19 protein-coding genes are annotated in these 21126 nt (G+C 45.3%); 10 read left to right on the top strand and 9 right to left on the bottom strand.

The genetic code is table 11. The features are described from left to right. Window positions 1–63: 63 nt before the first annotated feature. From CWM47_RS23025 to CWM47_RS23005, 5 genes are all read left to right on the top strand, one after another. Window positions 64–1395 (top strand): O-antigen ligase family protein, encoded by a 1332-nt coding sequence (locus tag CWM47_RS23025; protein ID WP_157816048.1) that lies wholly within the window; start codon window positions 64–66, stop codon window positions 1393–1395. 64 nt (window positions 1396–1459) lie between these two features. Beyond that, window positions 1460–2248 (top strand): 6-hydroxymethylpterin diphosphokinase MptE-like protein, encoded by a 789-nt coding sequence (locus tag CWM47_RS23020; protein ID WP_100990527.1) that lies wholly within the window; start codon window positions 1460–1462, stop codon window positions 2246–2248. A gap of 116 nt (window positions 2249–2364) precedes the next feature. After that, a complete protein-coding gene (cmk, locus tag CWM47_RS23015; protein WP_100990526.1) occupies window positions 2365–3111 on the top strand; it encodes a (d)CMP kinase in 747 nt (248 codons plus the stop codon). A 214-nt stretch (window positions 3112–3325) separates the two neighbouring features. Then, window positions 3326–4090, top strand: coding sequence for a WecB/TagA/CpsF family glycosyltransferase (locus CWM47_RS23010; RefSeq protein WP_100990525.1), 765 nt, complete (start codon window positions 3326–3328; stop codon window positions 4088–4090). A 36-nt stretch (window positions 4091–4126) separates the two neighbouring features. Continuing rightward, on the top strand, window positions 4127–5173 hold the full coding sequence (locus tag CWM47_RS23005) for an endo-1,4-beta-xylanase (RefSeq protein ID WP_100990524.1): 1047 nt from the start codon (window positions 4127–4129) through the stop codon (window positions 5171–5173). Between the two features lie 103 nt (window positions 5174–5276). Here the strand turns inward: CWM47_RS23005 and CWM47_RS23000 are convergent, their stop codons facing one another. The 6 genes from CWM47_RS23000 to CWM47_RS22975 form a co-directional block, all read right to left on the bottom strand. Beyond that, window positions 5277–6434 carry an endo-1,4-beta-xylanase gene (locus tag CWM47_RS23000; protein ID WP_100990523.1) on the bottom strand — a complete coding sequence of 386 codons (1158 nt, stop codon included), beginning with the start codon at window positions 6432–6434 and terminating at the stop codon, window positions 5277–5279. Window positions 6435–7039: 605 nt separating this feature from the next. Next, the gene (locus CWM47_RS22995) at window positions 7040–7999 is read right to left on the bottom strand and encodes a glycosyltransferase (RefSeq protein WP_100990522.1); all 960 of its coding nucleotides are present in this window, start codon (window positions 7997–7999) and stop codon (window positions 7040–7042) included. After that, the gene (locus tag CWM47_RS22990; RefSeq protein WP_100990521.1) at window positions 7996–8976 is read right to left on the bottom strand and encodes an NAD-dependent epimerase/dehydratase family protein; all 981 of its coding nucleotides are present in this window, start codon (window positions 8974–8976) and stop codon (window positions 7996–7998) included. The genes CWM47_RS22995 and CWM47_RS22990 overlap by 4 nt, the downstream gene beginning before the upstream one ends. Window positions 8977–9019: 43 nt before the next feature. Next, entirely contained in the window at window positions 9020–10633 is a 1614-nt protein-coding gene (locus tag CWM47_RS22985) for an ArnT family glycosyltransferase (RefSeq protein ID WP_100990520.1), read from the bottom strand. 20 nt (window positions 10634–10653) lie between these two features. Next, complete coding sequence (locus CWM47_RS22980) at window positions 10654–12168, bottom strand: capsule assembly Wzi family protein (protein ID WP_100990519.1); 1515 nt, start codon at window positions 12166–12168, stop codon at window positions 10654–10656. A gap of 220 nt (window positions 12169–12388) precedes the next feature. Next, window positions 12389–13486: an acyloxyacyl hydrolase gene (locus tag CWM47_RS22975; RefSeq protein ID WP_100990518.1), complete on the bottom strand. Its 1098-nt coding sequence runs from the start codon at window positions 13484–13486 to the stop codon at window positions 12389–12391. Window positions 13487–13724: 238 nt separating this feature from the next. On the opposite strand from CWM47_RS22975, the gene CWM47_RS22970 reads away from it, so the two are divergent. The 3 genes from CWM47_RS22970 (at window position 13725) to CWM47_RS22960 (ending at window position 17088) form a co-directional block, all read left to right on the top strand. Beyond that, window positions 13725–14357 (top strand): hypothetical protein, encoded by a 633-nt coding sequence (locus CWM47_RS22970; protein ID WP_100990517.1) that lies wholly within the window; start codon window positions 13725–13727, stop codon window positions 14355–14357. Window positions 14358–14512: 155 nt separating this feature from the next. Beyond that, window positions 14513–16102 (top strand): hypothetical protein, encoded by a 1590-nt coding sequence (locus CWM47_RS22965; protein ID WP_100994004.1) that lies wholly within the window; start codon window positions 14513–14515, stop codon window positions 16100–16102. Next, entirely contained in the window at window positions 16099–17088 is a 990-nt protein-coding gene (locus tag CWM47_RS22960; RefSeq protein WP_100990516.1) for a glycosyltransferase family 9 protein, read from the top strand. The genes CWM47_RS22965 and CWM47_RS22960 overlap by 4 nt, the downstream gene beginning before the upstream one ends. 10 nt (window positions 17089–17098) lie before the next feature. On the opposite strand, the gene CWM47_RS22955 is transcribed toward CWM47_RS22960, so the two are convergent. Next, window positions 17099–17872: a tyrosine-protein phosphatase gene (locus CWM47_RS22955; protein ID WP_100990515.1), complete on the bottom strand. Its 774-nt coding sequence runs from the start codon at window positions 17870–17872 to the stop codon at window positions 17099–17101. A 427-nt stretch (window positions 17873–18299) separates the two neighbouring features. Here CWM47_RS22955 and CWM47_RS22950 point away from each other — a divergent pair, with 427 nt between their 5' ends. Next, window positions 18300–18704 (top strand): hypothetical protein, encoded by a 405-nt coding sequence (locus CWM47_RS22950; RefSeq protein WP_100990514.1) that lies wholly within the window; start codon window positions 18300–18302, stop codon window positions 18702–18704. 170 nt (window positions 18705–18874) lie between these two features. Here CWM47_RS22950 and CWM47_RS22945 read toward each other — a convergent pair whose 3' ends face one another. Further along, window positions 18875–19117, bottom strand: a complete 243-nt coding sequence (locus CWM47_RS22945) for a hypothetical protein (protein WP_100990513.1) — start codon at window positions 19115–19117, stop codon at window positions 18875–18877. A 253-nt stretch (window positions 19118–19370) separates the two neighbouring features. Then, the gene (locus tag CWM47_RS22940; protein ID WP_100990512.1) at window positions 19371–19625 is read right to left on the bottom strand and encodes a hypothetical protein; all 255 of its coding nucleotides are present in this window, start codon (window positions 19623–19625) and stop codon (window positions 19371–19373) included. Between the two features lie 406 nt (window positions 19626–20031). On the opposite strand from CWM47_RS22940, the gene CWM47_RS22935 reads away from it, so the two are divergent. After that, the gene (locus CWM47_RS22935) at window positions 20032–20814 is read left to right on the top strand and encodes a hypothetical protein (protein WP_100990511.1); all 783 of its coding nucleotides are present in this window, start codon (window positions 20032–20034) and stop codon (window positions 20812–20814) included. Window positions 20815–21126 lie beyond the last annotated feature (312 nt).

Below are 21126 nucleotides of genomic sequence, written 5' to 3'. Positions count from 1 at the left end.
TACCTTGTTATTTTCGCTATAATAATTTCGTTGCTACAAGTTAACTCTTACTCCGAGTCTATATTGATTAAGACTCTTCCAATAGTTACATCAGCTTTAGCGCTTTTTTATTTTTTGATCATTAGTAATGGCAACTATTTGTTCAAGACTATCAAAGAGAATTTAATGGCAATATTTCTACTGTTACTAATATTAGTAGGTAACGTACGTTCAAACTTTCCAGACCAGACTATTGGCTTTACAATAAGTAGAACAATAAACACTGTATTACTATTTAGCGCAGTATTCTCGGCTTTTCATTACTATAAAAATAAATATAATTATTCCATTGTTGATATAGTGGCGAAATTTATTATTCTACCATATTGCCTGTATTGCTTAATTAATTTTTTACTATGGGCTGCAGGCATATCAATTAAGGAAAGTGTTATGACTGACGAAGTCGTTAATAAAAAAGCAGTATTGTTGTCATATTTTGGACTCAATATAGATAGAGTTCAATTTCCATTATCAACGGGCTTGAATAATTATGCAGTCATCAGTGGAGCTATGTTCACTATTTGTCTTGTACTTTTATTTGTATCAAATACAAAAAAATATAAAATATTAACAATAGCAAGTTGCTTAGTATTTCTTGCGACATTACTTTTAATTGATTCAAGAGCATCTATTTACTATCCAATATTAATTTGCTTTACCTTAATATTATGGCAAAAATCAAAGGCTTATGTTAAAAATATGCCATACTTAACTTATCTAATTGTTTTAGGGCCTTTGTTTTTATACTTAATGGTTCCCTTAATGATGGTACTTCCTTTTATCGAATCGATAACAAGGAACAGCGAAGAATTAGCTACTGGAAATTCGAGATTTCTTATATGGTCAGCTTGCTTGTTGGAATTTATTGAATTTAAGCCTATTCATCTAATTGGATTTGGATATTTTGGACATTTCGGTTCAGGGGTCTCCGCATCTTGGTCTAGTATATTTTCAACTTGGACTGATGGTGACTTGAAAACTTCTCACAATACTTTTTTTACAATACTTTTTGATCATGGTTACTTAGGTCTTGTCGTTTACGTTCTTGTTATTTATAATACATTTAAGCGAATTTCTAGATTTTGGAATATAAATCGCGAAGGAAATGTTTTGCTATTTGGATTTTTTTCTTTTAATATTTTTGCAGGAATTACAGAAACATTAATCGGTTTTTACTCGCCAAATTATTTTATACTTTTCTTTGTATTTCTATTTGCTGAATTTGTTGGTAACAGCCCTATATTAGTTACGGAAAATGCTACTAGTCGATCGAAAAATGGTAAAAATTTTAAAAGTAGTACTAACATGGTAAGAAATACATCCAATAGTCAGTTGCCAAAATTGCAAAGTTATTAAGTGGTTATTATTAATTATCTCAATGTGCATGTAATTAGAATTTTTAATTATAAAAAATATATGTATGATCGATCTAACCAGACTATCTCCATCTCGAATTCTTCCAGCAGTAGAGCGCCGGTTGAAAGAGGTACCGTTTACCCAGGCTTGGTACCAGTCCCAGCAGGGGCAAAAAAACAGGAGTTACCTTCAGCAACTACACAACCGCTATGCAGGTAAACGTCTCTTTTTGATAGCGAATGGGCCCAGCATAAAAGATATGGATCTTTCGGTTTTGAAAGATGAATACACTATGTGTATGAATCGGTTCTATATCTATTTTGATAAACTCGGCTTTGTGCCTACTTTTTTAACGTGTGTTGAGGAGTTAGTACTCGATCAGTTTAAAGAGGATTTCAATAATCTGCCTTGCGAAACTTTTTTTAACTGGCGTTTTTATAAGCATTTTCCTAAGGCACATTTTCTGAAGGAAGCTTATTCATTTAATCCGTTCTTTCAGGATAATCTAATGGAGCCAACTCACTTTGGCGGAACCGTAACTTATGCCTGTCTTCAATTAGCCTATTATATGGGTTTTGAGGAAGTGATAATTATTGGTATGGACCATAGCTTTAAAGAAAAAGGAATGGCTACCAAAGTAGAAGTGAGGAATTATGAAAAAGATGAAAGCCATTTTGATCCAAACTATTTCCCTAAAGGAATAAAGTGGAAGTTGCCTGATCTGGATAAATCAGAATACTCGTATGCGCTGGCTCGTGATTTTTATAGAAAAAATGGTCGCAAAATTATTGACGCTACAGTAGGGGGTAAATGCACAATTTTTGAAAAAGGCACTTTTTCCGACTATTTATAATTGCAAGGCTTTATTATAGAATGCCCTAGTTGTGTTGCCGGTTATTAAAACCGTCTTTCCTTTTCACATTCTCAATTCCAATAGCATCTAATACACCGTTTTCAACCTGAAGAAATATGACTGCTATTACTGATCTATTGTATTCATCGCCAACCTTAATTATTGCTGTAGATGGCTATTCAAGTTGTGGTAAAAGTACAACAGCCAAACAGGTGGCAGCCCGCCTGGGCTACGCCTACATTGATACCGGCGCTATGTATCGTGCGGTTACGCTTTTTTTTCTCCGAAACGGGGTCGAATTAGACGATGCTGATGGCATTAGGCGGGCGCTTGATTCTATTTCCATATCGTTCAGATTTGACCCCGTTACGGGCCGAAATGAGACCTACTTGAACGGCGATCCTGTTGAAGGCGAGATTCGAATGCTCTACGTTGCCAATGCTGTAAGTAAGGTTAGTGCGCTGCCCCAGGTACGCCAGTCTATGGTGACACTCCAGCACCAAATGGGCAAAAAGCGCGGTATTGTGATGGATGGACGAGACATTGGTACACACGTCTTTCCTGACGCGGAACTTAAGGTGTTTATGACGGCCGATCCACTCATCCGGGCCGAACGCCGACAGGCCGAACTGCTGGCTAAAGGGACTATTGTTGGATTGAATGAAATACTGGAAAACATCAAAAAACGTGATCATGATGATACTACGCGTGCTGTGAGTCCTTTACGCCGGGCGCATGATTCGATTTTGCTGGATACCTCCTATCGCACAGTCGATGAGCAAATCGAGTGGGTGATACAGGCGGCTCGTGAGCGAATGACCCAGTTGAAAGAAAAGATTAGTCTGGAGATTGTCTCAGCCTAGTTGCATCACTTTATCCCTTTAAACGCAGACTTGGGCAAGGCATAAAAATATAACCATACTAGCGATAATGTATAATTAACCAGCACTCAAATGCTGGATACGCTACGCTATTGCCTTTCCTTTAACAAACGACTGCTTTCTGCCCAATGTGTACCATTCGATGCTTGGGCTATGCACATCACTCATCCGTACAATATCAACTTAAAACACCATCATGGAAACCTTACTCGCCGTAGCTAAACCCACTACCCAGTCGATTATTGATAAAGTCAATCTTATCGAAGACGCTGCAGCTGCCGATCAGGTATTTAATCAGGCGCTAGCCAGTTCAGGCCCTACGGTCATTTCGTACATCAATGCTCATGCGTTCAATCTGTGCTTTGATAGCCATGATTTCGCAGAGGCTTTGCTAAATTCGGATTATCTGTTGCGCGATGGAAAAGGGATAGAAATGCTTTATAAAACCCTTGACCGGGAGCCGGGTATTAACATGTGTGGTACGGATACTATTCCTCAATTACTCAAGCTGGCAAAAGGAAAACGGATCGCACTGATTGGTACACAGGAGCCTTATCTGCAACAAGCAGCCGATTTCTTAAAACAAAAAGGTCATAACGTTGTTCTAACGGCTCATGGCTTTCATGCCATCCCCGATTATCTGCCAATCATGCAGAAAGCTAAACCAGACGTGGTTATTTTGGGAATGGGCATGCCCAAACAGGAGCGGTTGTCTATTTTTCTGAAAGAACAACTCGATAGCCCCTGTGTGCTTGTTAATGGAGGGGCTATAATTGATTACTGGGGCGAGAAAGTACAAAGAGCCCCTAACTGGGTTCGGCAGATGGGGGTAGAATGGGCATTTCGGTTGCTCCTTGAACCCCGGCGGCTGTTCAAACGCTATGTAATTGGTAATGTTGTTTTCCTCCGACGTGTTCAACAGTTAAAACGTCAGGAGCTTGCCGCGCTTAAAAGCGCTTAAGCGGTACATCTCATCGTTAGTAAAACGCACGTTCATATGCGCTGGCTTTTCATACTATTAATACCCGCTTTTGTCTGGCGGGCAGCAGACGCGCCCCTGAATCCTGAACAGGACAGGATGACGCTTCAACAAGCCGCTCCGTTCCCAATAGGGGTAGCAGTCGATGTGAAGTTGCTAATGACAGACTCGGCTTACAGACATACCGTTAACCAGGAGTTTAGCAGTCTAACGTCTGAGAATGCCTTAAAGATGAACCGTCTTCTTGTGGCACCCAATCAATATAATTGGACAGGTGGAGATGCACTGGTTGATTTTGCCCGTCAAACAAACAAGCGTATGCATGGGCATACGCTTGTTTGGCATGTAGCCGTACCCAACTGGGTACAGACATTCCAGGGGGACTCACTGGCGTGGGAAAATCTCTTGAAAAGTCACATTCAAACCGTTATTCGCCACTATAAGGGGCGCGTTAAATCGTGGGATGTTGTCAATGAAGCATTTGAAGCTGACGGCTCTCTCCGTAAAACAATTTGGCTGGAGCACTTAGGTTCCGACTACGTTGCTCGTTGCTACCAGTACGCCCACGAAGCAGATCCTGATGTGCTGCTATTCTACAATGATTTTAGTCTGGACATTAAGCCGCTTAAGGCCGCTGCAGTGAAGGCGATGGTAATGGAGTTTAAGCGGAGAGGAATTCCTATAAATGGTATTGGTTTACAAGCTCATATATCGATTTACAATTCTGACAGCAAGTTCAGGGACTGTCTTGATGACATGGCGTCTACGGGTTTACAAATACATATTTCGGAGCTGGATATTCGACTAAACGCCAAAAAAATAAAAGACTTCATTGTGTCAGATGTTTTATTACAGCAACAGCAACAGAAGTATGCGGCTATTGTAAGAGCCTACAAGTCGGCAGTTCCTAAAAAACAGCAATATGGCATTACAATCTGGAGTGTAGGCGATAACGACAGTTATCTGGTAAACGATTGCAAGTGTCCCGATGCGCCACTACTGTTTGATACGGGCTATAAAAAGAAACTGGCCTATAAAGGACTGATGGGGGCACTGAGGCAATAATACCAAAAACTTAACGGTTATAAAAAAGCTTCGGGTTAGTAGTCTTGACTACTAACCCGAAGCTTTTTTAGGCAAACCCAATACGTGATCTTAAATTCTAATTTTACTCAGTCAAACCTTGCATGAAGCCATAAAAGGATAACTTTCGATTGTAGTTTTCATCGAAGAGAAGTGGATGATCTTCGCTTTTGCTTTCTGTTAACAACCAGCTATCACTGTCGCCAAGGTTCCAGTTGGTAATACCAAACTGTTGTGCTTTTGCGACGACACCTTTGTAGATTTTTGCAATAGCTTTATATTTACTGGCATGGGCATTTTTAACGGCGTCGGTTAATACAAATGTTGTTGAAAGGCTGTAATTCATCCGAATATCTAACTCGGAAATATGAATTAATAAACCTGTGCTTGCATATTGACGAATAACGTTTGTAAGGATCGACTCTGACGTATTGACCGTGATATGCATTTGTAAACCAACGCCGTTTATGGGGATGTTTCGCTGTTTCAAGTTTTTAAGCATGGCATACACAGCATCTGACTTTTTAGTCTGATAAACAGAGTTATTATCGTTGTAAAAGAGAAGTGCCTGTGGGTCTGCTTCATGGGCGTACTGGAAACAACGAGCAATGTAGTCTGCCCCCAAATGTTGATACCAGATTGATTTCCGTAATGACCCATCTGCTTCAAAAGCTTCGTTCACAACATCCCAGGATTTGATACTGCCTTTGTAGTGACCTACAACCGTTTGGATGTGGGTTTTCATTAATTTTTCCCAGGCCAGAGAATCACCTTGAAAATTGGTAACCCAAGTTGGTACAGCTACATGCCAGATCAGCGTGTGGCCATGTACTTTCATGTTGTTTTGCCTGGCAAAGTTCACCAGCGCGTCTGTATCAGTCCAGTTGAATTGGCCAGCTTTAGGCTGAAGCCGGTTCATCTTAGCACAGTTCTCGGTGCTGATGCTATTGTAATTCTTTACTAGAGCCGACTTGTATAGTGCGTTCGACGCCAGGAGTTGAGGGTTGATAGCCGCGCCAATTGGGAAAGAAGCAACGCCCTTCAGTGTATTGCTGCTGTCGCTGGAGGCAACAGCTCGTAGACTCGATGCAACGATTGTTTCGGTTTCCGGGCTGATGGCATCGGCCTTTGGATTGCAGCTTGTCAGGTTGAAAAGTAATGCGATCAGAGCTGCGAAAACAACAGCACGGAAGCTGCGAATGGTTGAGTTTTGAGTATTGTTGGTTGCAGTATAATTTGCCATGTTTTTGATCTTTTTGCGTTTGCTTGATCAAATTTGGCTTCTTAAAAAGGGGGTGGTCGGTTCTATTCGATAACCAGTAATTTTTACCCGATATATGGTAGTTTTTGAAGGAAAACGGTTTCTTGTTTCAATAAGAATAATTGTATTATACTTATAGTTAACCGAAATTAAAAAATGATAATTTCATGTTAAAAATAGTAGAAATGCCCTGATTTTAGCTTTTTTATCCAAAAAGCGGGCATTTTAAGCGATTTATCGAATAAAAATTGCTAGTTTCATAATTCTATTATGCTTTTCAAAAAAAATGTAGGAAGATTAGTTTTTGTATTATTCCTCTTTTTGAATGCTACTTACTAAAACGTTACCATTGTGTTATTTGTAGTAACAGGATGCATGAAGTATGGCAAAAAAAGTGGGTCGGCTCTTGCTAATGCACAGAGCCGACCCATTTGTCGCGTAACTTATGAACTACAGTTATGTGAGCATTTTATAGCAAATGCTCACAATAGGTATATTATCTAATCCATTAATTTTTTTGGTTACAGAACGTTTCTCCCGTCGCTACAAACAGACGTTAACAGCCGTTTAAGTGTATCGGCATATGGTTAAAACAACGGCACCCGTTCGGCCGTCACTGACCTGTAAACACGACGAACAATGTACGTTTTTTTGCCCTGTGATTCGTGATAGGTTCTCATCTGGAGATCAAGCACCAGGCCGAACGCCAGGAATTGTAAACCAGCCAGTAGCCAGACGATACCAAGAGCAAAGCGATCAAGACTATTCATACTCTGATCGCTACCCCATAGAAAACGCATCGCCAGGCCAAAGCCGCTTACCAGGAGCAAAAGACCCAGGCCGCCAAACAGGTGCATAGGCTTGTTCAGGTATCGTTTCAGGAATACGAGTAAAAGCAGGTCGCTCAGAACCCGGCCTGTACGCCCTAATCCGTATTTGGATTGGCCAATCCGGCGCGGGTGATGCCGGACGGGTACCTGAATGATCCGGGCACCGTCGAAGTGGGCCAGTATGGTGATGAACCGATGCAGTTCGCCATATAGCCTGATCCGTTTGGCCACATCGGCCCGGAAAACCTTGAGCGCACAACCGTTGTCATTGATTCGCAGGCCAACCGTTTTGCGAATAAGCCCATTGGCCAGCCAACTCGGAAACCGGCGCAGCAAGCCATTGTCCTGCCTATGTTGCCGGTGCCCTACGACCAGATCCATGTCCAGATCTTCGGCTACCCGAATCATGGGGAGTATGTCGAGCGGGTCATTCTGCTGGTCGCCATCCATCGTAACAATAAATTTGCCCATTGCCGCGTCGATACCGGCGGCAAGGGCAGCACTCTGGCCATAGTTTTTCTGTAGATCGAGAATCGTCAGTCGTTCATCCCGAATAGATTTTAGCTCGGCCAAAGTTGCATCGGTTGACCCATCGTTCACATAGATGATCTCGAAATCAATCGTTTGTAAAGCCGCGTTGATTTGAGCAATCAGGGGTTTGCTGTTTCCTGCTTCGTTATAAGCACAAACAACAACCGATACATAGGGCTGTTTCATAAACCTGGAGTTAGCTGTGGGCTTGCGTGTAGCTGTGATTGCTGATAACTGGCTACCATTCTGCGTAATCCTTCATACAGATTGGTCGTTGGTCGATAATCCAATACCCGACGGGCCTTCTCAATAGCCGCATGGGTGTAGGGAACATCGCCGGGCTGCATGGATAACCAGTTGATAGGGACACGCTGCCTGGTTAGCTGTTCGAGCTGGGCAATCAGGTCCAGCAGGGTAACGGGATTGGCACTACCCAGATTGATGAGTTCGTAGCCCTTCACCCGCTCAATTGCCTGACCGATACCGCTGACAATATCATCGACGTAGGTATAATCGCGCTGACTCAGCCCATCGCCGAAGAGGCAAATTGGCTGATTGGTATAGAGTTGATGAATGAAGCGTGAAATGGCCATATCGGGCCGTTGCTGTGGCCCATAGACGGTAAAGAACCGCAGGCAAAAAACATTCAACCCGTATAAATGATGATGCCGCAGACATACTCGTTCGGCCGCTCGCTTAGATAAGGCGTATGGCGAAACGGCATCCTCGGCAGGGTCGGTTTCCTGAAACGTTCCGCCCGTTCGTGCGCCATATACAGATGAAGATGAGGCAAACACCAGTCGTTTGACATTGGCCGCCCGCATGGCATCCAGCAGAACGGTGGTGCCATTTACGTTATGGTCGAAGTAAGCCGCCGGGTTCTGCAACGAAGCGCGCACACCGGCCAATCCCGCCAGATGGATGACACCATCGACCGCGTGAGTCCGAAAAATCTGACGCAGAAATTTTTTGTCACGGATGTCTCCCTGAAAGAGCGACCAGTTTGGCAGATGACTTAATGACTCGATATGCTGCCATTTTATGGCGGGGTCGTAGCTTTCGTTGAAATTATCGACCAGCAGCACGGTATGCCCCTGGCTCAGCAAATGGCTGGTTAACGTATGGCCAATAAAACCCGCTCCGCCAGTAATCAGGATCGTCATAGTACGACTAATTAAGAATCTGTTTCAACGACTACTTTTTACCTCACTTAAATTGGACAATTGATGCCGGGTGCCTGTCGAACAGGACCATGCGGCCAATGGTCGTACAATGTTCATTGGCCAGCGTAACCGAGTCGCCGATATAATAGGCATCTGCAATTTTTTTGTCGGTTAATCTTAAAATTTCACCTCGTGCGGCTGTTATATGAAACGAACTCACATCGGTAGCAGGACCGTCGCCTACTGTCGTTTTATAGCCATACAGCCGATGCCCCCGTGTTTGATTGGCCGCCTGCGTGGCGCTTTCCTGATAGAACTGTCGTTTGGTGGCCCGCCCCGGCAGCACCAGCCAGTTGAACCCCATCCGGATGACGATGAACACGGCAATCATGAGCACGAGCCGGTTTGGTACGTTGAGGGTCATTTGCCAAGCCAACCCGGAAAGTAGAATCGATATGACTGCGGTTTTCCAGAAAACGCCCGGAAGAACGCGGGTGGTTGGGTAAAATACGGCGGTCCAGACGCCAACCGCCACCACGAGGGTTGTTACCAGCCAGATGCGTTCGACCCACCAGCGTCCACGATCGGCAGGAGAAGAATGTTCACAATAGAGGTACGCCAATACCGTAAAAAACATGGGAATTAGCCCGATCAGGTAGCGGCCGTAGGCCTGTGGAGACGACCAGTAAATGAGCACCGTCAGGATAAAGGTCAGGGCATTAAACACTACAAATGGACTCTTCTTTATGGTCGGCAAAAGATCCCGACGCATGAGTAGTACCACCAGCAGCGTGAATGGGGCGAAGTGGTAAATGAATTCAAAAGGAAACGTAATCAGATGCAGCAGCGTTGGACCCCAGCCGAAATAAAGGCCCGTTCGCTTTGTACTTTCGCTGAGCAAAACGCTGGCTACATCCTGATAGGGAATGGCGTTCTGGCTAAAGTAAGCCGCATAATAACTACCTGTAATAAGAAGAAACACGCCAATACCGACAACGTGAGCTGGATGGAAAAGCAAACGCACTCGACGGGTGTAAACAAACCAGCCAAGCAACGTTAGTGCCTGAAACGCCACGGGGGGTAAGCCTTTTAGCAGGAAGGCCAGCGCAGTCAGGGTGTATGTGGTGAGATAGAGCAGCCAGTAATTTCGCTTTCTGTCGTAGTAATACACCAGCATCATGGCGGCATAAATCGCCAGTGAGAATGTGATCTCGATCAGCCCCAGCATGGAATCATAAAGTAGTACCCGGCCGTTGGTCAGGGTCATCAAAGCCGCCACCCATGCAACGGTTGAGTTGGTGTATTTTCGGACAACAACAAACATCGTGAGGCCCAGCAACAGCAGCGAAACCAGCATGGGAAACCGCAACGCAAACGACGAATAGTCGCCAAACAGCCGGTAAGAGCCAATGATCAGCCAGTTATATAGGGGTGGTTTGTTGAAATAGCGTTCACCATGCAGGGTAGGGGTAATGTAATCGCCGGATAGCATCATCTCCAGCGAGACCAGCGCCCTGCGGGCTTCATCGCCCGTATCGAGCGGCATAAAACCCAGGTGAGACACCAGTACAACCACCAGGCCTACACTTATGATAAGTGGCCATTGAGTGGTTTTGTGCCGGACAGACGGCCGTTCGATTGTTGTCGGGAAATCCATACGTTACGGGATAGATTTGTTTATCGTTGCTGGATCACTTTACGCAGACTTAGCCAACCGCCTACATTGTTCGTCAGCCACTGACCCTGGTCGAGAGCCAGCGCCAGATTGAGCTGTGATCCCCCCAGCCAGGGTACGGGTAACATGAGCTGGGCCATTCCTGAAAACTGCGATAGTGGCGCTCTTGGATCACTGCGCATAGGCTGCCCAAAGTTTCGGCTATAGGAAAGTAAGGCACGTATCTGCGCACCCGACGGCCACTGGCCCAGCAAACCGAGGTGACTGACCTGAACGCGGTTATTGCTGATTATCATCAGGCCATGCTTTCCATTGCCTCCCACCAAATCCTGTAAGTCGGCGCGTGCGTCTGGTCTGCGGGTTATAAAGGGTGTGCCAATAACACGCTGCCGATGCGTCCAGCCATCAACATACTGGTAGTTGTTGAAGTAGTCATCGGCACCGTTGTACAAACGACTGCCAATCTCGAAATTAAAGCCGCCCTGATCTACAGTGCTTAAAAATTCGGCCGTTATCTGCATCAGGCGAAAGCCATTGTAGGCTTCCGTTTGTTTGTTTTTCCAGCGAATGCCGTACAAGCCGTCGGGCATGTTCTGAAAAGCCACCCCCGATTTATCCTCGAAGGGGTGCTGATAATATAGGAACCAGTTGGACTGGGCATTATCAATTTCCAGGGCTACGTCAATAGACCCAAGATGATTACCCGCCTGATTGATTATGTCATGCCCGCTGTACTGAGTCGTGTCATTTGGTGGCTGCTTGAGCAGAACAATATCTTTGTAGGTATCCAGTGAACTCGCAATCTTGCCATCTACGGCAAATCGGTTACTCAGCGCCTTGGAATAACCTCCCCACTGAGCATAATGAGTAAGGCCCCCATATAGCTTTACCCGGTTGCGGAAGAGATTGATTCGGACAAATAAGGCCTTTTGGTGGAGAAATGAATTCTTTATTGAATCGGTGTTGCCAAACCAGCCGTGGGCATACATACCGTTTAAAGCAACAATGCCCTTTGTGAACCTCAGCGGTACATACCCACGAGTGCCAAACTGAATTTTGTAGGTGGGTAAGGCATTGCCCGACCAGGCATACGAGCCTGACGACAGGAGTGTGTCGACCAAACCAAACACTTCTCGCCGACGACCGGCATAGAGCTCAAAATTTTTGGAAAACAGACTAACATACGCAACCGGCAAAATGAGCTGCGAACTGCTGCCTGCATTAGCTACCCCCTCGACAGCTACTTTCGCGTGTATTTTGCGGGAGTTTTGGTAGTCGCCAAACTGCCTTATAAACCCCACCCGCATAATACCGGCGGGCCCCTGTAGGGGTATGGCACCATATTGGCGCGAACGGAACCAGAATGGCGTTTGAGTAGCCGACGAACCGAATCCGCCTACTTCGGCCATAATGCTTTGCCGGGCGGTTACTGTATCGGGTATGGCCTGGCCAATCAGATCGCTGGTAGATATGAAGTAGACTAATGAAATAAAGAAAAATCGTAGTCGATTGACCATAGAGTCAAGGGCTTTGATAACTGACGAAGTATATCGTTATAAATAAGAGTATAAAAAGTGCTTATGTATAGGCACTTCAAGATAGGTAATAACTTTAATGGGAAACCGCTATTGATATATATTATGCTTCCAAATCTAATATAAATTAATTATAAATTTAACTAAAATTGTAATGAGTAACATAACTAACCGATTAATATACTGCTGGTTTATACAATCGCTATAAGGTCATACCCGCAACAGCCTGAAAATTTTTAGTATTATCACCATAGGCTTTCACGACCACGCCACCCGTAAATCCATTATCAAACCGATACAGTAAACCATATTTCTGGTATGTAGCCGGTTTATACCAGAGTGGGCGCGCTACATTCCAGCCCATATGAGCCGTAAATGAAAAGTGCCCCTGCCAGTATTCATAGCCTGCCAGTAGTGTTCCCTGCTGGTAGGGTTGGTAACGGTCTGTCCACTGCTTGATTTGCTCTTTAAAATAATGATCATCGAGCAGTTCGATACCGCCAGATACGACATGGGTTCGGGTCAGATGATAGCCCGCCAGCAGGTTCAGGCCATAGATGGGATAGCCTCGCTCCGGTGTCTCGCTAGTGGCTTCCATCACTTTCACAGAAGCCAGAGCCAGCACGCGAAACATCCAGCGTTTGTTTACCTTGGTGGTCCGCCAGCCAGCCGGGTTTGGTAAGGCTATCGACCCTGTATAGTGCTGAATGCCAAAGGCTAATGATGGTATATTCAATCCCTGATTTGGTAATCGGACGCCCGCGTTCGAAATATGTTTGTAGTCGAAGCCCACCAGTAAACGCCAGTTGGATGCCACGTTGTAGCGGGCGTAAAGACCTGCGCCAATAAGCCCGTTTATAGGCGTTCCAAAGGCTACGTTGCCGGGATTGGTGGTAACATCGTAACTGCGCGAGACATAGGTGATACCCGCCAATGCGCGAATCGAAAGACCCCATCGGGCAGTATGCACAAGAATCGGTTCGTAGAAAAGACCCGCCCCTATCGAGCGGCCAAGGACATCCGGGTTACGAAAGGAATAGGCATTGACAAAAAAACCTGACCGAAAAAAGCATTGGCACTGCTCCCATGACTCTTTTCGCATCGATAAATGACTGTAGCGAAACTCAACACCTATCGGGCTTTGCGTCGAGACTGGGGTAATGTGTGTTGGTTTGTTTAAGCCTGCTAGGGCGATCAGGCCTACCTCTCGTTCTTCTGTCGGCTCAGTTGCCTGACCCAATAAGCAGGTGGTACAGTAAAGAAGTAGCCAGACTGCCAAAAAAATCGTTAAACGAACCATAAAAAGTAATGTATAGATAAGTTTTTCATTTGGAGATAATTATTCTATATTCGTAAAATAAGTTAATGATATTATAAATAAGAATAAATTAAATATATAATTATAGGTAAATATAAATAAAAACATGCCTATTGCAACACATGGTTGTGCATTACACACCAGATTGTTAGTTGGATGCTGCCTGTATATACTCGTCAGTTGCTCCGGTAGGGTAGGTGCTTGTGCTGTTCAAGTTGCCTTGGTAGATTCAGTTCCGGCGCAGCAATCGATTAGCTTACAGATGGGTACTACTGGGCTGGGTGTTTTCTACAACAGGGTGGTAAGTACGTCGCATCGACTGACGTTGCGGGTGGGCGGACAGTACTTTGCTTATCGTAACCAGATACGGGTTAAAGCCGCCGACGATTCCTACATACAGATTAAGCCCGATCTGACAATTGGCATTGCGGAGGTGAACCTGAAATGGCATCCGTTCGAGCGTAGTTCGTTTTTCGTTACCGGTGGCCTTGGCTATACCTGGCATCCGGATATGCGCTTTGTGATAACGGCCGAGAATACCCTCAATTTCGATGGGCTTGAGTTAACTCCTCAGGATGTTGGAACCATAAACCTTGGCTTTCGCTGGCATCCGGTTGTTGGTTACCTCGGTTGGGGGTTTGGCCGGAGTATGCCGACAAAACGCCTGGGTATTGGGGTTGAAATGGGCGTTTTTTATCTGGGCAAACCTACCGTAAAACTAGATTACGAAGGCTTTTTGGAAACGACCACTATTGATGAACAGGTGCCTGCCGTTGAGCGAAATCTAGCCAGCTACCGCTATTTGCCGAGTATTAGTCTAACGCTTTCATACAAACTAAGGGAGGGAAAGTGAAAGAGCGAAAGAGCGAAAGAGTCCCACACTGGATAGTGAAGGGTCGAATTAACGAAAGAATGCTGCAACGGATGTTGATAGAACGAAAGGGTGATTGTGAATACGTCGGCCACTCTTTTGCTCTTTCGCTATCCAGCGCGGCACTCTTTTACTATTTGTTTGTTACACTACTCCTTGTGGCCTGTCGTAACCCGCTCGATGGGGTAACAATCGGGCTGAAAGATCCAATTCAGGATGGTGTGGTTGAATTTCAGTTTTATGATCCGGCCGGAAATTCCTTACCTGTCGGCAATCAGATAAAAATTGCCGGGCCAGATGCCCAACAGGTAGTTACGACGCTTAATACCAAAAAATACAAGATTAACAGCGATGGAGATTTATTGCTGGCTGCTTTACCGGGAACATCTGTGTCGGCTCAAAGCCCCTTTCGATTCACTGTTGTAGCTGAGGCTTATAATTACCTGCCAGTTGTTCAGTCGGTAGTGCTCACCAGCCTCAATCGGCAAACTCGTCCTATCCGTCGGATCAGCTTGCTCAACCCGCCCCCGACACTCAATGCCGCTCTGGCAACCGGGCGTGCTGATGCTAATGGGGCCGTGGCTGCAACCTTTGGTGTAACAACGGCCGCGCAAAAAAGCGATGCCGATCATGCAATGGTTACGCTTACCTCAGGTACTAAACTTACCAACAGAGAAGGAAACGTTGTTGGGGGTGAACTGGTGCTGTCTGTTATTCATACGAATGCCCGCAGCGATGAAGCTGCCAGCTATATACCGGGAGGAGGAATAATGTCGGCGGTGGCGGGGCGAAATGGTGGCCCTTCGCTCGGAAACTTCCGGTTTCTGACCATTGCTGGCTCGGTCACTATAAAGGTTTATAATGAGCAGTATGAATTGGTCCGGAGCCTGTCGCCAGCTGGTCAATGGACTATGGATTTAAATCCAAATGCCTACAATGTGAGCAAAAGCCGGGCTATACAGGTGGGCGATTCGATCCCTTTATTTAGTTATGATGAGTTCATAAGCCGCTGGCAGATGGAAAGACCCGGTGTTGTAAGCCGCAATGCCCAAACGGGGCGTTTGGAGTGCCGGGCCGAGGCTGCTCAGGCGGTAGCTTATGTAGCGGGATGGGCAGAATCGATTTGTGCCGAGGGGCCATACTTTAAGGTCAGTAGTAAGCTGGCCAATGTAGATGTGAACTACCTCTGCAAATTGATTGACGTGACAACCGGCAAACAGGCTGCCTCCTTTTATGCCAATGCCAACAACGGCTCGGTTATTCGAATAACCAATCAGTCGAAAAATCGAAAATTGAAGCTTCAGTTATATGACGAAACCGACGCCTGGGGCAAAGGAACAAAAGGGGGCCTGATCGCCGAATCCGGCACGGGCGTTTCCTGCGACCAGACGCCTGTAGCTATTAATCTGGCAGCTTTGCCGGTGCCGCCTGTCATGAAACTGGAATTTTCCTTTTCCTGCCCCAACGGTACGACCCTGAATGAGGCTTCATTACCCGCCCTGATCATAACCCAATATAGCGAAGTGGGGCAGGGAAACTGGCACGATCTAATAAGAGCTACTCGTACAAATCGAAAAGCAACATCCTACAAACTGAAGGTAGGTCGCCATTACGATTTTCGGGCCAGTACAGATGGTGGTGCCACCTGGCCTCTTCATCAACCTAATTATTTAGTCGACAAGCCCGAGTGGATACTCAAAATTCGGGCAGAAATGTACTGTAAATGAAAATACTGATCCTCCGTTTCTCATCCATTGGCGACATCGTTCTGACAACACCCGTAATGCGGTGTTTAAAACAGGCTATTAACGACGTTGAGATTCACTATTGTACTAAACGCCGGTATCAAGAGTTGATTGATGCCAATCCGTATGTCGACAAAGGCTATTACCTGGATGATCGCCTGGCTACATTGGTGGGTCAGCTACGGAACGAGCAGTATGATCTGGTTATTGATCTGCACAACAACCTGCGCACAAGTATCATCAAGCGGCTACTGGGTAAGCGGGCGTTTTCCGTTAACAAGATCAATACTCAGAAGTGGTTATATGTGCGCTTCAAGATCAATGTTATGCCATCAGTTCACATCGTGGATCGCTATATGGAAACAATAAAGTGGCTCGGTGTAGCCAACGATGGAAAAGGACTGGACCATTTTATTTCGGAAGAGGAACACGTCTCGTTGAGCCAATTGCCTTACACGCATCGCTCAGCCTACGTGGCCTATGCCATAGGAGGGCAGCACGCAACCAAACGGCTGCCGGTAAACCGAATGATTGAACTTTGCCGTAAAATAGGCGGTCCAATTGTTTTGCTGGGCGATGAACATGACCGCGATGCAGGTGAAATTATTCGCGATGAGCTGGGCGACGCCCTGATTTATAACGCTTGCGGTTTATTCACCATCAACCAATCGGCGTCGCTTGTTGAGCAGTCGCAGGTGGTGTTTTGTCACGATACAGGTCTGATGCACATCGCGGCTGCCTTAAAGAAGCCGATTGTGTCTATATGGGGCAGTACAACGCCCCAGCTGGGTATGTACCCCTATAAAACCCCATCTCTGATTATCGAGAATGCAACACTTCCCTGTCGTCCCTGCTCAAAAATCGGGCACGATCAATGTCCGCTCGGGCATTTTAAGTGCATGAATGATTTATCATTTAACCTTGATCCGGCATTCATCTGGGAAACCGCGAAGCAGAGTGAGTTTTAAGATTTTAAACTCACTGACTCACCAGTGTCATATTCCGCAAAGGTTGAGTGCGCAGTAATTCGTATTCAGGAAGGTTGAATAGTGAGCCCAGGGCTGGTAAATCTTCGGGGCGATGCATGTCGCTGCCTATAAAATCGACCCAATTATTTTTGAGAATACGCTGTGCCTGTGTGCGCACTTTATTGCCATAACGACCTGTTAACGAAAGCCAGTTGAGTTGAAATAAACACCCGACATCGCGTATTCTGGCAAGGGTTGCTTCATCGTTGTGGTAATACGTATAGCGTTCGGGATGAGCCAGTATGGGTGTATAGCCACGTGTTTGAATGCGGAATAAAATGTCTTCCAGTTGTTGGGGGGCGGCAACCCAGCCTGTTTCGATAAGCAAATAGCGCTCAGCGCCAAAGGTCAGCAAATCATCGGCATTCAATAAATCAGGGAAGAACTCATCCAGCATGTATTCGGCCGCCACATCAATCTGAATCGGAATGTCGTTAGCGTCGGCCAGTGCCTGTAATTGAATTTGTCCCTCCCGCAACATCGCTGATGTATTTGGGTACCAGTCCCGGCTAACGTGGGGTGTAGTGATGATCCGTTGAATACCCCAGGCTACCATTTGTTGCAGGCAGATGAGTGTTTGTTCAGGATCTTTAACACCATCGTCGACGCCGGGGAGTAAGTGTGAATGCATATCTACCTGCCAGAAACAAGCTTCATCAACCGATAAGGGGTCATTGCCCGAAGTCGGAATAAACCGTTTCTTAAATCGTTCCCAAGCGTTCATAATTGCGTAATCTGTCCAAATCTACAAAATCGGTTGGCTAACAAAAAATAGACCGATTGTCACTTACTCAATGTAACCCGACTAATTGAGTGCCTATTTAGCAATAAAAGGGTTAATCGTCTTAACAGGTTGTACTTAAAATTAATTTGCCGACGTTAAGCTGGCGTTAAAAATTATTGTTTTCATGTTGACACTTCCATCACTTACGATAAAAACAAGTATAGGGTTTTCTCGGAAAGAGTTATAAAAGAACTACGTAGTTCTGACGGGTCGGGTTGCGTTGGTAACGCGAACGCATGCTGATTATTTTGCCTGCAGGGATTACCTGGATGACCCAATCAGAAAGGCCAATATAAACAAATGAGCCTGCCTGGGGTTTTAAACGGTATAGAACGCGATTCAACAGGCATCGTTTTCACAGGAAACTATGAAAAGATTGTTCATAATAGTCGTCCTTTTGTCGATGGGATTTTCGACACTGGCGCAAACCAAGCCCGCAACGACCACGCCACCTGCTGTCGTTTCAGCGATTGAAGGCGTTAGTGGCAAGCAGTTTCTCCCCGACACAAGCTTCGCTGCCTTGTCGGAGGATGACATAAACCTACTGGCTAAGGAATCGACCGCCAACTGGGGGCTGTTGCAGGAGTCGAGCCCGTACATAACCTATTCGAATCTGGTTGTTGGCACACGATCCTACCAACTGCTTATCACAAAGACCCCCAAAGACGAATTTCCTACGGCGACCTTGATGCGTTACACGACGCCAAAGTCAAAGCCCGAGCCTATTGCCCGCGGTATACTCAAGCCCAAAGCAGAGGAAAAGCCAAAATGATCTGGCTCAGCATACTATAAAAAATGCCCGGCTTCAACAGCCGGGCATTTTTCAGTTACAAACTAGCTATTTCCTGTTGTGGCGTCGGACCGGGTGGCCGGAGCCATGACAAATTCAGTATTGTAATCAAAATTTAAACAGCTTCGTAGTAAGACCTGGTCAGGTAGTTACTAGTCTGCCTGCTGCTCGAAAATAGCCATTGCTTTATCAATAGTTTCGTCGTCTACGCCATCAATTGTTAGTTCGTTATCATTCTCTACGTTACTAACAATGGTAACGGTATCCATGCTTAAGCCCGGATCGGCCAGAAATAGCGCAGCTCGGAATCGTTCTTCAATCCGACGGTTCAACGCATCATTTATATCATGCGTGAGGGCGTTCGCTAATTGAGTTTCCTCTTTATTACTAATCATTCTTACCAGTTTTTTTAAGACAGTTTGACGTTATAAAGATAACGAAACAAAGCAATCGCCCAAACACCTATGGCTTCTTTTACAACTGGAAATTATCCCGGATAACATTCCGTTAACACCGATACCAAATGTCGCTCGCAAGTCCCTGTTGTATCAGGCCAATAAACCAGTGGAAGCCCTGTAAAATAAGGCTTCGATGACTGGAGTTGCAAAGTAGCTTGTTAACCTGGCAGACGTATTAAGCGTTCTGTCTCTAGGCCAGCTGTAAACTTCTTTCTTCTGAAACGGACTCTTGCTGATTCAACTCTTTCAACACAGCCCGTGCAAACGCCAGCCTGTCCGATTTACGATATTGCTCCATATGTGGAGCGCCCGATGGTGGAGAAAAGCCTTCATTCACACGCTGACAGGCAGCCCATAACTCGGGGTGCAACTTGATTTTATGCTGGCGGATGGGTGTATCTGCACCGAACCACAAATTCTTGATGTTATCTACTGTTGACTTCATGTCAATAAATGATAGTATGAAGCCAAACCGTGCCTTGTTGATTAATGTTTTATGTAATTCTGATTATTAACAGAACCTTAATCTTATGGGTACTGGCTTTGGCTTCCGGATAGATGATTTTAATTGTTCCGTTCCTTTGGCTGACAATTAAGTGCCAAAGGAAACGGAGCTACTGCTTTATTCATAATTTATAACGAACAAATAATAAAAAAGGTGGTACCTGTTAATAAAAAAATGGAGAACACTATATTTTATATTTTACTTGCAATACACTGCGATACATATATTATATTGCGCATCTACAGGGTTACGCCCTTTTTATGCGCTATTTGAGAGACAGCTGCATCCATACTTTGTCGATACGTAGTCCCTACAATCTGGCACCAAAACATCGCCTGGCCTTGCTATGGAGAGATTTGAGGAATTTGATAATAAGCTGTTCGGCCCGCCTTCCAACGAACATGTATACGTTTGGCGCTATATGGATTTTACCAGATTTGTTGCTCTGCTCAATTCAGCAAGTTTGTGCCTGACCCGGTGCGATCAGTTCGACGATCAGTACGAGGGAGCTGTGCAGAATAAGGGTAATCAATCGAGACGGGGAGCCTATAAAAATGAAATTACAGACAAAGATTCCGTTTCGCCAGAGCAGTTATCGGCTGTGTTGGGGAGCTTGTGGAAAAAATACCAACACCAATACGTATTCATAAACTGTTGGCATATGGCAGACTATGAATCGGCAGCTATGTGGAGGTCGTATAGGAAGGCAAATGCTACCATTGCCATTCAAACAACCTATGCAAAATTAAGGAATGCGCTGCCTGACAGTTGCCACATAGGTGAGGTCAATTATGTTGATCATCAAACGTATATAAAGGACGAGAAAGAGGGATTCTTCAGTGTTATGTGTAAGCGGAAATCCTTCGAACATGAGCGCGAATTGCGAATTTGCTATGTCGATTCATACGAGTTTCAGCAGGATAGCAAAGATTCTAGCCAGTTTTTAGGCGAACCCAATACACGCCTGCAGGAATCCGTTCCCGTTGATTTGCAGGTATTGATTGAATCGGTACGCGTAGCACCGGGAGAGCCGACCTGGCTTGTCGAACTCATCAAAGACACTATAATCCGGTTTGGCTACAGACTGCCTGTCTGCCAATCGAATTTTGATGAATACCCGTTGTTTTAAGCGGTTGGGACGGCCTGTGCTTTACAATTCGCCGAAAAATCAAACGGCGCCCAATCGGACACCGCCTGAAAATAATCTCTATTAAAAACATAAGTCTGTACGCTGGCTCAGTTCACAATGTTGCATCGCAATTTATGTGACCGGCTATAGGCTAACTTGGTCTAAACCAGTGGTTGAATTAATTTGATGACTAAATAAGCCCGGCTGCCCAGATGTGGTCGGGCTTTTTATTTGCCCGCTCGTTTAGAAAAAAAGCGGATGTGAATTAAGTACCTATGAAAATTTTTTAACCACAGAGACACACAGAATGCA

The organism is Spirosoma pollinicola (assembly GCF_002831565.1).
Taxonomy (GTDB): domain Bacteria; phylum Bacteroidota; class Bacteroidia; order Cytophagales; family Spirosomataceae; genus Spirosoma; species Spirosoma pollinicola.
This window is presented reverse-complemented; position numbering and strand designations above follow the sequence as displayed.

Bases quoted from the DNA above. Each gene is read 5' to 3' on its own strand.
- CWM47_RS22995 (WP_100990522.1), bottom strand. From the start codon at position 7,999: ATGAAACAGCCCTATGTATCGGTTGTTGTTTGTGCTTATAACGAAGCA.
- CWM47_RS22975 (WP_100990518.1), bottom strand. From the start codon at position 13,486: ATGGTTCGTTTAACGATTTTTTTGGCAGTCTGGCTACTTCTTTACTGT.
- CWM47_RS22940 (WP_100990512.1), bottom strand. From the start codon at position 19,625: ATGAAGTCAACAGTAGATAACATCAAGAATTTGTGGTTCGGTGCAGAT.
- CWM47_RS22945 (WP_100990513.1), bottom strand. From the start codon at position 19,117: ATGATTAGTAATAAAGAGGAAACTCAATTAGCGAACGCCCTCACGCAT.
- CWM47_RS22990 (WP_100990521.1), bottom strand. From the start codon at position 8,976: ATGACGATCCTGATTACTGGCGGAGCGGGTTTTATTGGCCATACGTTA.
- CWM47_RS23010 (WP_100990525.1), top strand. From the start codon at position 3,326: ATGGAAACCTTACTCGCCGTAGCTAAACCCACTACCCAGTCGATTATT.
- CWM47_RS22980 (WP_100990519.1), bottom strand. From the start codon at position 12,168: ATGGTCAATCGACTACGATTTTTCTTTATTTCATTAGTCTACTTCATA.
- cmk (WP_100990526.1), top strand. From the start codon at position 2,365: ATGACTGCTATTACTGATCTATTGTATTCATCGCCAACCTTAATTATT.
- CWM47_RS22935 (WP_100990511.1), top strand. From the start codon at position 20,032: ATGGAGAGATTTGAGGAATTTGATAATAAGCTGTTCGGCCCGCCTTCC.
- CWM47_RS22950 (WP_100990514.1), top strand. From the start codon at position 18,300: ATGAAAAGATTGTTCATAATAGTCGTCCTTTTGTCGATGGGATTTTCG.
- CWM47_RS23020 (WP_100990527.1), top strand. From the start codon at position 1,460: ATGATCGATCTAACCAGACTATCTCCATCTCGAATTCTTCCAGCAGTA.
- CWM47_RS22955 (WP_100990515.1), bottom strand. From the start codon at position 17,872: ATGAACGCTTGGGAACGATTTAAGAAACGGTTTATTCCGACTTCGGGC.
- CWM47_RS23000 (WP_100990523.1), bottom strand. From the start codon at position 6,434: ATGGCAAATTATACTGCAACCAACAATACTCAAAACTCAACCATTCGC.
- CWM47_RS22985 (WP_100990520.1), bottom strand. From the start codon at position 10,633: ATGGATTTCCCGACAACAATCGAACGGCCGTCTGTCCGGCACAAAACC.
- CWM47_RS22960 (WP_100990516.1), top strand. From the start codon at position 16,099: ATGAAAATACTGATCCTCCGTTTCTCATCCATTGGCGACATCGTTCTG.
- CWM47_RS23005 (WP_100990524.1), top strand. From the start codon at position 4,127: ATGCGCTGGCTTTTCATACTATTAATACCCGCTTTTGTCTGGCGGGCA.